9 protein-coding genes are annotated in these 13,133 nt (G+C 72.0%); 7 read left to right on the top strand and 2 right to left on the bottom strand.

Features of this window, described 5'->3' with window-relative positions; translation table 11 throughout:
- Nucleotides 1-9: 9 nt before the first annotated feature.
- From ACGFI7_RS12635 to ACGFI7_RS12605, 7 genes are read left to right on the top strand one after another with little or no spacing between them, the layout of a single operon-like run.
- Nucleotides 10-1,179, top strand: coding sequence for a hypothetical protein (locus ACGFI7_RS12635; protein WP_393402904.1), 1,170 nt, complete (start codon nucleotides 10-12; stop codon nucleotides 1,177-1,179).
- The gene (locus ACGFI7_RS12630) at nucleotides 1,176-3,374 is read left to right on the top strand and encodes a tetratricopeptide repeat protein (protein WP_393402901.1); all 2,199 of its coding nucleotides are present in this window, start codon (nucleotides 1,176-1,178) and stop codon (nucleotides 3,372-3,374) included. Before ACGFI7_RS12635 ends, ACGFI7_RS12630 begins: the two co-directional genes overlap by 4 nt.
- A complete protein-coding gene (locus ACGFI7_RS12625) occupies nucleotides 3,374-4,411 on the top strand; it encodes a PP2C family serine/threonine-protein phosphatase (RefSeq protein WP_393403918.1) in 1,038 nt (345 codons plus the stop codon). Before ACGFI7_RS12630 ends, ACGFI7_RS12625 begins: the two co-directional genes overlap by 1 nt.
- The gene (locus tag ACGFI7_RS12620) at nucleotides 4,404-5,690 is read left to right on the top strand and encodes a VWA domain-containing protein (RefSeq protein ID WP_393402899.1); all 1,287 of its coding nucleotides are present in this window, start codon (nucleotides 4,404-4,406) and stop codon (nucleotides 5,688-5,690) included. The genes ACGFI7_RS12625 and ACGFI7_RS12620 overlap by 8 nt, the downstream gene beginning before the upstream one ends.
- The gene (locus tag ACGFI7_RS12615) at nucleotides 5,690-6,325 is read left to right on the top strand and encodes an FHA domain-containing protein (protein ID WP_393402896.1); all 636 of its coding nucleotides are present in this window, start codon (nucleotides 5,690-5,692) and stop codon (nucleotides 6,323-6,325) included. The genes ACGFI7_RS12620 and ACGFI7_RS12615 overlap by 1 nt, the downstream gene beginning before the upstream one ends.
- Nucleotides 6,326-6,327: 2 nt before the next feature.
- Nucleotides 6,328-7,704 carry a hypothetical protein gene (locus ACGFI7_RS12610; protein WP_393402893.1) on the top strand — a complete coding sequence of 459 codons (1,377 nt, stop codon included), beginning with the start codon at nucleotides 6,328-6,330 and terminating at the stop codon, nucleotides 7,702-7,704.
- Nucleotides 7,701-8,510, top strand: coding sequence for a transporter substrate-binding domain-containing protein (locus tag ACGFI7_RS12605; RefSeq protein ID WP_393402890.1), 810 nt, complete (start codon nucleotides 7,701-7,703; stop codon nucleotides 8,508-8,510). Before ACGFI7_RS12610 ends, ACGFI7_RS12605 begins: the two co-directional genes overlap by 4 nt.
- 49 nt (nucleotides 8,511-8,559) lie before the next feature.
- On the opposite strand, the gene rpoD is transcribed toward ACGFI7_RS12605, so the two are convergent.
- Nucleotides 8,560-9,663 (bottom strand): RNA polymerase sigma factor RpoD, encoded by a 1,104-nt coding sequence (rpoD, locus tag ACGFI7_RS12600; protein ID WP_393402887.1) that lies wholly within the window; start codon nucleotides 9,661-9,663, stop codon nucleotides 8,560-8,562.
- A 647-nt stretch (nucleotides 9,664-10,310) separates the two neighbouring features.
- Entirely contained in the window at nucleotides 10,311-13,109 is a 2,799-nt protein-coding gene (gene dnaG, locus ACGFI7_RS12595) for a DNA primase (RefSeq protein ID WP_393402885.1), read from the bottom strand.
- Nucleotides 13,110-13,133 lie beyond the last annotated feature (24 nt).

Raw genomic sequence — 13,133 nt, 5'->3', positions numbered from 1 at the left:
GGCCCACCCATGAGCAGGGAAGGCGCCGAGCACGCACTGCGGGCCCGCGCCGCCGAGCGTGACCGCATCTCGGGCGACCTGCTCGACCTGGAGTCGCACACGACCTACCAGGTGCTCAAGAACGCCTCCTTACGCGGCGCGACCCAGCGGCGCTGGGAGGAGGCGCACACCGCGCTGGTCACCCTCTGGTCCCTGTACGACGCGTACCGGGGCGTCCTGCGCGACGCGGAGAAGATCAGGGCCGAGCGGCCCAAGCTCGGCGGGGAGCAGCTGGACGCGCTGACCGCGCTCCTCGCAGGCCGGTCGGTGCTGCTGAAGGCGGCCGCCAAGCCGGTCGAGCAGCGCTCGCTGCTGCCGCCGGTCGAGGAGCGGCTCACGCTCGACGAGACGATCCTGCGCATGGACGCGGCCTTCCAGGCCGCCACCGACGCCCTCACCGAGATCGACGCCGTCTGGTCGGCGCTGCTCCCCCGGGTCGACGCGGCCGCCGCCGCGCTGGCCGGCGCGCGGGAGCTGGCCGGCCGGCTGGGCGAACCCGTCGAGCTGACCCGCCAGGAAGCCGACCTGACCCGCCTGCGCGAGGCCGTGCTGGCCGATCCACTCGGGGCCGGCCACGTCAAGCAGGAGCTCGACGCGCTGGTCCGCGGCCTGGAGAACATCCAGGCCGAGCTGCGGCAGGCGCTGGCGGTCAAGGACGAGTACGGCGCGCGGCGGGAGAACCTGCAGGCCGCGCTCGACCGCGTACGGGCGGCGGAGAGCGAGGCGCGGCTGGCGCACGGCGCCGTCGTCGTCAAGATCGCCCTGCCGCCGCAGGCGCAGCCCAGGAGCGCGATGCCGGAGCTGGAGGCCGCGCTGGCGGCGCTGGACGTCTCGGCCGACTCCTGGCTGGAGCGGACCCGGCGGCTGGCGGCACTCGAACAGCGCGCCCAGGAGGCCGAGGCGAAGGCGACCGCGGCGGCGCGGGGGCTGCACGGGCTGGTGGGCAGGCGCGACGAGCTGCGCGGCCTGCTCGGGGCCTGCCAGGCCAAGGCCGCACGTGTCGGCATGGTCGAGGACCCGGCCGCGATGCGCCTGTACGAGCAGGCGCGGCTGCTGCTGTGGACCGCGCCGTGCGACCTGACCAAGGCGGCCGCGGCCGTCGACCAGTACAAGCGGGCGATCCACGGAGGTGGAAGATGACATCGTGCGCGCAGCCGGGCTGCACGGGCACGATCGACGAGGGTTACTGCGACCTGTGCGGCGCCGCCGCCGTCTCACCGCCCGTGCCCGCTCCCGCTCCCGCGGCGGCGAGCGGCTCGTCCGGTGGTACGGCGGGCGTGTGGACGGGTCACTCCGGGATGACGCAGCCCTCCTCCGCCACCCGGCCGGTGCGCGGCACGGGCCCCGCCAGCCGGGGCCTGACCGGGCCCGCGAGCAGCGGACGGTCCCGGGCCGGGGTGCTGGCGGAGCTGGCCGACCTGCCGTCCGTGCCGTACCGCGACCCGGCTAACGCCGTGCTGTCCGATCCGCAGGTGCAGGAGGAGAAGCGGTTCTGCGCCAAGCTCGACTGCGGCAAGCCGGTCGGCCGCTCGGTGGAGGGACGGCCGGGCCGCACCGAGGGGTTCTGCCCGCACTGCCGCACCCCCTACTCCTTCACCCCCAAGCTGGCCAAGGGCGACCTGGTGGGCGGACAGTACCGGGTGCTCGGCTGCCTGGCGCACGGCGGCCTCGGCTGGATCTACCTGGCCTCCGACGAGAACCTCGACGGCCGCTGGATGGTGCTGAAGGGCCTGCTCAACACCGCCGACGCCGAGGCGCTCGCGGCGGCGGAGGCCGAGCGGCGCTTCCTGACGATGGTCGACCACCCGAACATCGTCAAGATCTTCAACTTCCAGCGCTCCGGCGGCCTCGGCTACATCGTCATGGAGTACGTCGGTGGCCAGTCGCTGCACGAGCTGCGCCGCCAGAACCCGCTGCCGCTGCGGGAGACGCTCATGTACGGGCGCGAGATCCTGCGTGCGTTCGCCTACCTGCACGAGCACGGGCTGGTCTACTGCGACCTCAAGCCGGCCAACGTGATCCGGGTCGGCAGGCAGCTCAAGCTCATCGACCTCGGCGCCGTGCAGCGCATCGGCTCGCCGCCCGGGTCCTCCTGGGTGACGACCGGCTACCACGCGCCGGAGCTGGACACCCAGCCGTCGTCCGTCGCCTCCGACCTCTACACGGTGGCCAGGACGCTGGCGGTGCTGGCCGTCCCCGGGTTCAGCCCCACCAAGGGCGGGGTGGCCGCGCCGCTGCCGGACGACTGCGGCCACGAGTCGTTCACCCGGCTGCTGCGCCGCGCCACCGACCCGAACCCGGCCGCCAGGTTCCAGAGCGCCCTGGAGATGGAGGAACAGCTCGTCGGGGTGCTGCGCGAGGTCTCCGCGCTGGAGGACGGCGTGCCGTACCCGGGGCCGTCCCACCAGTTCGGGCCCGAGCGGGACGCGGTCGGCACCGCGCTCGCCGACCACCCGCACCTGGTGTTCGAGCCGCTGGCCCCGAGGGCGGCGGTGACGTCGCTGCCGGTGCCGCTGGCCGACCCCGCCGACCCGGCCGCCGGCGCGCTGGCCGGGCTCGCCGGCAGCCAGCCGCACGAGCTGGCCGCGCAGGTGCGTGCCATGGCGAAGACGCCGGAGACCCAGCTGACGCTGGCCAGGCTGCTGGCCGAGGACGGCTCGGCGGACGCGCTGCGGGTGCTGGACGAGCTGGAGCCGACGCTGCCCGGCGACTGGCGGCTCACGTGGTACCGCGGGGTGACCGGGCTCGCCCTGCGAGACCAGGACCTCGCGGTGACGTCGTTCGACCGGTGCGTGTCGATGCTGCCCGGCGAGCGGGCGCCCAAGCTCGCGCTCGCCTTCGCGCTGGAGCGGGCCGGCCGCGATCCCGTTCCCTGGTACGAGAGCGTGTGGCGGACCGACCACGCCTATGTCAGCGCCGCCTTCGGGCTGGCCAGGGCCGGGTGGACGGCGGTGCTCGACGAGGTGCCGACCTCCTCCAGCCACCGGGTGGCCGCGCAGCTCGCACTGGTGGCCACCGCCGCCCGCCGCGACCGGCAGCGGCTGGACCCGGCCGAGCTGGTCGCCGCCGGTGAGCGTCTCGGCAGGCTGACCAACCTCGACCCGCGCCGTCACAAGCAGCTGACGGCCGAGCTCCTGCGTGCCGCGCTCACCTGGCTGGACGGCAACACGCCGCAGCAGGGCGCGCAGGTGGCGGGCACCCCGTTCACGGAGCGGGGCGTGCGCAGGCGGCTGGAGTCGCTCTACCGCGAGCTCGCCGGCGCGGCGCACTCCCGGCAGGAACGGCACGCGCTGGTCGACCAGGCCAACGCCGTCCGGCCCCGGACGTGGCTGTGATGTGCCCGCTGTGCGCGTCGCCGGTGGCCCCCGGCGACTCCTTCTGCGAAGCCTGCGGCCACCCGCTCACCGCCCCCGCCTGCCAGTCCTGCGGGGTCGCGGCCGTGGACGCGGAGGGCTACTGCGAGCACTGCGGCGTGCGCCAGGCCACCGGCAGGGACCACGCCGAGGTGGTGCTCGACACCGGCGCCGCGGCGGTGACGGACCGCGGCAAGCGCCGGGCGCGCAACGAGGACGCGGTCGCGCTGGTCCCGCTCCGGACCCCGACGATGCCGCTGAGCGCCGCCTCCACGCAGCCCACCCCGGAGGCGGCCCCACCGGCGCCTCCGTTCCCCGACCAGAACGCGCCGACCGTCCCGGCATCGCGGTCCCTCGACCAGAACGTGGCGACCGTCCCCGCGGGCGCGGTCACGACCCCGCCGACACCCCAGCCCCCTGGACAGGACGCGCCGGTCGACGCGGTCGTGGGGACCGTCGCGGTGGTGTGCGACGGGGTGGGGAGCTCGCCCCGGGCGGACGAGGCGGCCGCCGCGGCCGTCGCCGTCGCCTCCGCCGCGCTGGCGGACGGCCGCCCGCACGAGGAGGCGTTCGCGCTGGCCGGCCTGGCCGTCGGCAAGCTCGCCGCGTCGCCCGACGACGCCCCGGCCTGCACCTACGTGGCCACCGTGACGCGGCCGGACGAGATCACGCTCTGCTGGGCGGGCGACACCCGCGCCTACTGGCTCGCCGACGCCGGCACCCGGCGGGAGGGCACGCTGCTCACCGAGGACGACGCGGCCCCCACCGGGGAGATCACCGCCTGGCTCGGGGCCGACTACCCCGACGTCCGCCCCCGGGTGCGCACGTTCACCCCGCCGGGCCCCGGGCTGCTGCTGGTCTGCAGCGACGGGCTGTGGCGCTATCTCGACGGCTACCGCTTCCCCATCGAGGGGACCCTGCTCGACCAGGTCCGCCAGATGCTGCGCCACGCGCTCGACTCCGGCGGCCACGACAACGTGACCATCGCCTTGATCCATCCAGGAGGCAAGCATGGGTGACCAGCCCACCTTCACCTTGCACATCGACCAGAACAAATACCTGTCGACCGACGCCCGGGAGGTGCACGCCGTCCTCACGATCGGCTCCACCGGCGAGGCCGTGGCGGAGGCCCCCACCGAGGCCGCCGAAGTGATCATCGTGGACACGTCGGGGTCGATGAGCGGCAGCAAGATCCGTGATGCCCGGACCGCCGCCGCCACGGCCGTGGACACGCTGCGCGACGGCGCGTACTTCGCGGTGATCTCCGGTACCTCGACGGCCAAGGTGATCTATCCCGACGGTGCCGGGCTGGTCCGCGCCACCCCGGCGACGCGGGCCGAGGCGCAGCGGGCCATCGCCAAGCTGAGCGCGCGCGGCGGCACCGCGATCGGCGAGTGGCTCAAGCTGGCCGGACACCTGCTGTCGGCGCACCCGAACGCGGTCCGGCACGCCCTCCTCATGACCGACGGCCAGAACAACGAGCAGGAGCACGTGTTCGCGGGCGTCCTGGCCGCCTGGAGCGGCAAGTTCGTCTGCGACAGCCTCGGCGTCGGCGCCGACTGGGTGCCCGCCCAGCTCCGCATGGTCTCCGACGCGCTGCTCGGCACCTTCGAGTTCGTCAGGAACCAGAACGAGCTGGCCGAGTTCTTCCGCCGGATCACCCAGACCGCGATGGGCAAGACCGTGCCCGACCTGTCGCTGCGCGTGTGGGTGCCGCAGGCCGCCCGGCTCAAGTTCGTCAAGCAGGTCTCCCCCACGCTGCTCGACCTGACCGGCAAGCGCACCGACGTGAACCCGCTGACCGGCGACTACCCGACCGGCGCGTGGGGCCAGGAGGACCGCGAGTACCACCTGTGCGTCGAGGTCCCGCCCGGGCAGGTCGGCCAGGAGATCAGAGCCGGGTGGGTGAAGCTGGTACGGCCCGACACGCAGGAGGTGCTGGCCTCCGGCAACGTGCTCGCCCAGTGGACCGACGACCTGGCCCAGTCCACCCGCATCAACCCCAAGGTCGCCCACTACACCGGCCAGGCGGAGCTGCACGAGCTGATCCAGAGCGGGCTGAGCCTCCGCGCGGCCGGCGACGTGGAGGCCGCCACCGCCCGGCTGGCCAAGGCCAGGAAGATCGCCGCCGACTCGGGCCGCGAGGACACCGCCAGGCTGCTGGACAAGGTCGTCGAGATCGACCCCGTCCAGGGCACCGCCCGGCTGGTCAGGAACGTCGACAAGGCCGACGAGATCGAGCTCGACACCGGCTCCGTCCGCACCAGCAGGCTCCGTAAGACGCAGGAGGGCAGCTGATGGCGACCTGCCCACAGGGGCACGCGTCGGGCAGCGACGACTACTGCGACGTGTGCGGAGCCATGATCGCCGCACCCGCGGCGACGACTCCTTCGCAGGCGGCGGGACAGGCGACGCAGACGGTGGAGGGCTGCCCCGTCTGCGCCACGCCGCGCGTCGGCTCCTTCTGCGAGGTGTGCGGTCACTCCTTCGAAGGCGGCGCGCCGCCCGTCCAGGCGCCGCTGACGGGCGCCCGCTGGGAGGCGGTGGCCGCGGCCGACCGCGCCTACTATGAGCAGGTCATCGCCCAGGAAGGCCCGGACGCCGCGGCGATGGCCTTTCCCCCGTACTGCCCGGAACGCTCTTTCCCGCTCACCGGCGAGCAGGTGCGCATCGGGCGCAGCCGCAGGGGCCGTGACCTGGTGCCGGAGATCGACCTGGCCGGGCCGCCCACCGACCCCGGCGTGTCGAACCTGCACGCGGTGCTGCTCGGCCAGCCCGACGGGTCCTGGATGCTCGTCGACCCGGGCTCGGCCAACGGCACCCTGCTCAACGGCAAGCCCGTCACGGTGAACGTGCCGGTCCCGGTACGCGCGGGCGACCGCGTCCACCTCGGCGCGTGGACCGTGATCACGATCAGGGAGGGCACGCCTTGACGGTGACGCAGATTCCCCCCGCGCCGCCCGTCCCGAGCGCCCCCGCCCCACGGCCGGTCGCGGGCAGCGTGCCCGGCAGGATCCGGATGCTGACCGGGGTGACGGCGGCGGCGCTCGCGCTGCTGTTCGCCGCCGTGGCCGCCGGCGCCGCCACGGCGGGCGACGGCCTGCGGCTCATCGGCCGCGACGCCGGTCCCCAGGTGGTCGCCACCTCCGGGCTGTACTTCGGGCTGAGCGACATGGACTCGCTGGTCGCCGACGTGCTGGTGATGGACGCCGGCGACGAGACCCGGCGCGCGCAGGCGCTCGCCCGGTACGAGCAGCAGCGCACGGCCGCCGACCAGGCGCTGCTGGAGGCGTTCGAGCTGGCCGGGGACGACCAGGCCGAGCGGCGCACCATCCAGTCGGTGCTGGACGGGCTGGGCCGCTACGAGCGGCTGGTCGCGCAGGCGCTGCTGCTCGACAGCCAGGCCCGGCACCCGGCCGGGCCGCCGTCGGACGAGGTGGTGCGGGTCTACCGGGACGCGACCGACCTGATGCGCCAGGTGCTGCTGCCGCAGGCCTACAACCTGACGCTGGAGAGCGGCACCATCGTGCGCCGCACCTACGACGAGACGGCCGGGATGCTGCCGCTGCTGCGCTTCGCGGTGCTCGTGGCCGGGCTGCTGGCGCTCGCGTGCCTGGTGTACCTGCAGGTGTACCTGGCCCGGCGGTTCCGCCGGGTCCTCGGGCCCGCGCTGCTCGCCGCCACCCTGCTGACCGCGATCGCCACGGTGACCGGGCTGAACGTGCTCCAGCAGGACCTGGACCATCTGCGGACCGCCAAGTCCGAAGGCTTCGACTCGGTGGTGACGCTGGCCAGGGCCCGCGCCATCGGCAACAGCATGCAGGGCGACCAGAGCCGCTTCCTGCTCGACAAGGAGCGGGCCGACACCTATCAGCACCGGTTCCTGGACAAGTCGCAGCGGCTGCTGTACCAGGAGGGCGGCAACCTGACGGCCTACCAGGCCGCGGTGTCCCAGAAGGCCGACGACTACCGGGGCATGCTGGGGCAGCAGCTCAGTGGCCAGAGCGGCGAGCTGGCGATCGACGCCTACACCCGCTACCAGGCCGCCGACAGCCGGATGCGCCGGCTGGCCGCCCAGAACCGGACCGCCGACGCGGTCACGGCCCGGCTCGGGCCGGTGCGGCAGGCGTTCGACGAGTACGACAGCGCGCTGGTCGCGCTGGCCGAACGCCACCAGCAGGTGTTCCGATCGGCGGTCGGCGACGGCGAGGGCGCGCTGAACGGGCTGTGGCGGCTGCTGCCGTTCGGCGCCGCGGGCATCGGCGTGCTGCTGGCGCTCGGCGTGTGGCCACGACTGAGGGAGTACCGGTGAAGCGGCTGATGACTGTGGTGCTGGCGGCGGCCGTCGCGCTGGCGGCCGCCGGATGCGGGGCCGGCACGCCGGAGTCCCTGCTGGCCAAGGACGAGATCGTCATCGGCGTCCGGCCCGACCTGCCGTCGGTGGGGTTCCGCAAGGGCGGCACGTTCGAGGGCTTCGACGTGGACGTGGCCGCCTACATCGCCAAGCGGCTCGGCAAGAAGCACCGGCTGATCCCGGTGCTGGCCTCCGACCGCGAGGACGCCGTGCTTTCCGGCGAGGCCGACCTGGTCGTGGCCACGTACACGATCAGCGAGGACCGCAAGCAGAAGGTCCTGTTCGCCGGCCCGTACCACATCTCGTACCAGGACATCCTGATCCGGCCGGACGAGAGCCGGATCAAGGGCGTGGGCGACCTGGCGGGCCGCCGGATCTGCGAGGTGCAGGGCGCCAACGCGGCCCAGCGGGTGGTCGAGGAGCGCGGGGTGGCGGCCGAGGTCAAGCCGTTCCCCGACTACCAGGCGTGCATGCAGGCGCTGAAGCGGAACGAGGTCGACGCCATCACCACCAACGACGTCATCCTGGCCGGGCTGGCCAAGCAGGACGGCGGCGGGCTGCGCCTGGCCAACGCCCAGTTCAACGAGCAGCGGACCGGGATCGGCATGCGCCAGGGAGACGTGGCGGGATGCGAGGAGGTCAACCGGGCCATCACCGACATGTACCAGGACGGGACCGCCGCCAAGCTGCTGCGCACCTGGTTCGACGGCACCGGCCTGGACTTCGGCACCGTCGCGGTGCCGCAGTTCGAGGGCTGCTCGTGACACGACGGCGGGCCGGGGAGACTCCCCGGCCCGCCGTCGTGACCACGGCTCAGTCCAGATAGTCGCGCAGCATCTGCGCCCTCGTCGGGTGACGGAGCTTGGCCAGAGTCTTCGACTCGATCTGCCGGATGCGCTCGCGCGTGACGCCGAACTCCCTGCCCACCTCCTCCAGCGTGCGCGGATGGCCGTCGGCCAGGCCGAAGCGCAGCTGGATGATGCGTTGCTCGCGGTCGGAGAGCGTCGCCAGGATGTCGTCGAGCTGGTCCTGCAGCATGATGAACGCCGCCGCCTCCATGGGCACGACCGCGTCGGCGTCCTCGATGAAGTCACCGAGGTCCGAGTCCTCCTCACCGATCGGGGACTGCAGCGACACCGGCTCCTGCGCGATGCGCTGAATCTCCACCACCCGGTCGACGGGGAGGTCCATCTCCTTGGCGATCTCCTCCGGGATCGGCTCGCGGCCGAGATCCTGGTGGAGCTGGCGCTGCACCCTGACGAGCTTGTTGATCGTCTCCACCATGTGCACGGGGATGCGGATGGTCCGCGCCTGATCGGCGATCGCCCGGGTGATCGCCTGGCGGATCCACCAGGTGGCGTAGGTGGAGAACTTGTAACCCTTGGTGTAGTCGAACTTCTCCACGGCCCGGATCAGGCCGAGATTGCCCTCCTGGATCAGGTCCAGGAACAGCATCCCGCGGCCGACGTACCGCTTCGCGATCGACACCACGAGCCGCAGGTTGGCCTCGATGAGGCGCTGCTTGGCCCGGGTGCCCTGCCAGACGAGCTCCCTGAACTCCGGGAAGGCCAGACGCGAGACCCCGTTGGCCAGCTTGTCCTCGGCGAACAGGCCGGCTTCGATCGACTTGGCGAGCTCCACCTCCTCTTCTGCCGTCAGCAGTGGCACACGGCCGATCTCCCGCAGATAGATACGGACCAGATCACTGGTCGGCGCCCGCTTGCCTACGTCTTCCTCATCGGTGCGGGTGGTCTCCTCGTCGCCCTGGGGCTCGAGGACCTCCACACCGTTCTCGGCGAGCATCCGCACGACGCGTTCCAGCGCGTCGGAGGGAAGCTCGGATCGGTCAAGCGCGGCTGCGACGTCATCGACGGTTACGCTTCCGCGCTCCCTTCCTTTCGCGACGAGGTCCGCCACCTGATCTACGGATGGCGGTCCACTTGGCAGCACCGATGCACCCACGGGAGACAGTCTGCAGTATTGGTTCCATAAAATGGCAGACCCATTTTTGGCACAGAAGGTAAGGCCATCACCCTTACCGAATTGAGATCCCTTTAAGGTTTAGCCGGAGTTTGATCAGGAAAGTAAAGTCAATTACGCGACTTGGATTGGTGTGTCCGGCTCGCCGCAGCGCCGGACACATGGCCCATGCTGCTCGAACACGCCCGGAACGCCGCTTCGCCCCGCATTTCCGACCCGGGCGCTCGGTTATCCTCCGGTACGGAAGATCTTCCCTCCGGGGATAGTGTACGTTTCCACGATCCCGGCCTCCCCTGCCCCCGCGATGACGGACCGTATCCCGGCAGGCACCTTCCGGCCCCTCAGTTGTGGATGGTCATCGACGGCCCCGACCCCGGCACGCACACCACCGTCCGTTCGGCGTCCGACGCCACCACCCTGGGCCGACCGTCGGCACGTCCGGACGCACGTTGCCCAGGAGCATCTCGCGGCCTCTCAACGAGGGCGGCACCGGTCGGGCGCAGGGCACGCCCGCGCAAGGCCCACAGGGTGCGCAAGCCCGCATGCTCGGACGGAGTGGGGTCGCGAGAAGGCCGGGCGCGGGGTCAGGTGCCGGCGGCGCGGTCGCGCAGGACGCGGCGTTGTTGTTCGAGCGCCACCAGCTCGCCGAACAGCCGGTTGTACTCCTGCTGCTCGTCGACCGGGTTGAGGCGCTGGATCCGCGACTTGACCTGGGCGATGGCGCGGTCGACGGCGATCGCCTCGATGGCCGCGAGCATCGCGCCCGCGTAGCGCTCCTCGACGTGGGAGTCGGCCTGGATGGGCTCCACCGCGAACCGGGTCACCAGCGCCGCCGCGCCCGTCTCGTGGGCGTGCTCCAGCAGCCGGTCGACCCAGGGGCGGCCGCCGTGGCCCGCCGCCGTCAGCCCGCCCGCGGCCGCGATCAGCTGGTGCAGCGTCACGTGGTCGGCGGCGGTGAACGCCTGCGGATCGAGCGCGTCGAAGCGCGGCCCGAGCAGCGCCGGGCGCTGCACGGCCAGCTTGAGCAGCTCGGCCTCCACCCGGACGTGCGGATCGACCGGCGCCTGCCGGGGAGCGACCTGGGGACGGCCGGCCTGGACCCGCCCCACCTCGGCGATGCGCTGCATGACGAACCGCTCGTCCATGAACCCGAGCCACCGGTCGAGGTCGATGGCGTAGCGCTTGCGCAGCCCGGCGTCCTTGATGCCGGCCACGATCGGCGCCGCCGCGTCGAGCGCCGCGATCTTGCCTTCGTTGCTGCGCAGGTCGTAGCGGTCGATCGTGCTGCGGATGGCGAACTGGAACAGCGGCTCGCGGCTCGCCACCAGGTCGCGCACCGCCGCGTCGCCTTGCTTGACCCGCAGGTCGCACGGGTCGAGCCCGTCGGCCTGGATGGCGACGTAGGTCTGGGTGACGAACTTCTGCTCGTCGGCGAACGCCCGCAGCGCCGCCTTCTGGCCGGCGGCGTCGCCGTCGAAGGTGAAGATCACCTCACCCCGGAACTCGGCCTGGTCGAGCAGGAACCGGCGCAGGATCTTGATGTGCTCCTCGCCGAACGCGGTGCCGCAGGTCGCCACGGCCGTCGGCACGCCCGCCAGATGGCAGGCCATCACGTCGGTGTAGCCCTCGACGATCACCGCCTGCGCCCGCTTGGAGATCTCGCGTTTGGCCTGGTCGATGCCGTAGAGCACCTGGCTCTTCTTGTAGAGGGGCGAGTCGGGGGTGTTGAGGTATTTGGGGCCGTCGTCGGAGTCGAGCAGCTTGCGCGCGCCGAACCCGATCACGTCGCCGGTGGCGTCCTTGATGGGCCAGATGAGCCGCCCGCGGAACCGGTCGATCGGCCCGCGCCGCCCCTGTTTGGCCAGCCCGCCCTTGACCAGCTCGTCGGCGGTGAACCCGCGTGCCAGCAAGTGGCGGGTCAGCGCCTCCCACTCGGCCGGGGCGTAACCGACCCCGAACTGCTCGGCGTCGGCCCGCTCGAACCCGCGCTCCGACAGGAACCGCCGCCCGGGGCCCGCGTCGGGCCCGAACAGCTTGTCGGAGTAGAACTCGGCGGCCATCCGGTGCGCCTCGATCAGCCGCGCCCGCTCCCCGTGGTCGCGGCGCGGGACGTAGCCGCCCTGCTCGTACTGCAACTGGATGCCGGCCCGCTGTGCCAGCCGCTCGACCGCCTCGCCGAAGGTCAGGTGCTCGACCTTCTCCACGAAGGTGATCACGTCGCCGCCTTCGGAGCAGCCGAAGCAGTTGCCCGTCAAGATGTTGTCTTCCAGGACGAAGGCGTGGCCATGGTCCACCGTCGCGCAGAAGACCTCCTCCACCCGCCCGGTCTCCTCTACGGACTCAACCGTCCATCCGCGCCGGGCGAACGCCTTCTGCGCACCGGCGAATCTCAGGCGATGCTCCTCCAGAAGGAAGAACTCCTCCGTGAGGTCGTCGTTGACGAAGTGGACGCGGAAGACGGAGCTGGGCTCCCGGCCGGGGAATCCGACCCGCACCTGCTCAGTGATGCCGTAGGTGCCGATGCCGAGTCTCGTGCAGGCCGTGCGGACGAACTCCAGGGTCTGCTTGTCCGCGCAATGGAGCATGACCGTGCCGTCCTTGGCGACATGCCCGTCGGCGGCAAGGTAGCCCGCCAGCCAGCCGTAGAGGTAGGACACCGATTCGGTGAGGGGCGGCAGTTCCTTGAAGAAGCGAGGCAGGTGATGAACCAAGAGCTGCTTGCGAGCGGTCACCCCGCCGAAAGCCTCCGAAACCTGACTGAGAGGAAACCACTTGATCAGTTGCGCGTCTTTGACGCCGTCAAGCGTCGCCCTGCTCCCCGTGCCCGCGCGAGTGCCGTCACCGAAGGTGATCCCATGCGCGACGCCGAAGGGAGACGGAGTGCTGCGCTTCACCCGAGACCCGGGAAATACCGTGACCAGGCGGTGACGCGGTTTCAGGTCCTTGGTGATGACCTCCGCGCGCTTGTCCTGCTTTCGTCCCGATCTCACGAACCAGCGGTGCTCGGGCGTCGCGAAGATCTCCTTCTTCTGCCCGTTGCGACTCATCACGATCTTCATGAGCGGTTGGACACCGAAGGACATGAACGGCGCGTCCACCCAGGTGCCGTCGTACGCGAGGATCCGATGCACACCACCGGCGAGGTCGGCGATAGGACGGACGCCCTCCCACGTCACGACCCGGGTCTCGGCAGCGAGGCAGTAGAACATGCCCCGCTCGGGGGTGACGTTGAAGGACGGGCTCTTCTCGTCGTGGAACGGGCACAACCCCTTGAGGTTGCCGCCGCCCGCGTTGCGCAACTGGATGTGCTCGCCGATCACGTCGGCGATGGGCGAACGCTCGCGTACGAGCGCGATGTCGACGTCACGGATCCGGCCAGCCACGTCGTGAGTCTATTCGGCTTCCCC

The sequence above is a fragment of the Nonomuraea sp. NPDC048826 genome (genome assembly GCF_043198225.1).
Lineage (GTDB): Bacteria > Actinomycetota > Actinomycetes > Streptosporangiales > Streptosporangiaceae > Nonomuraea.
The sequence above is the reverse complement of the archived record's forward strand: the minus strand, read 5'-3'. Positions and strand labels throughout refer to the sequence as shown.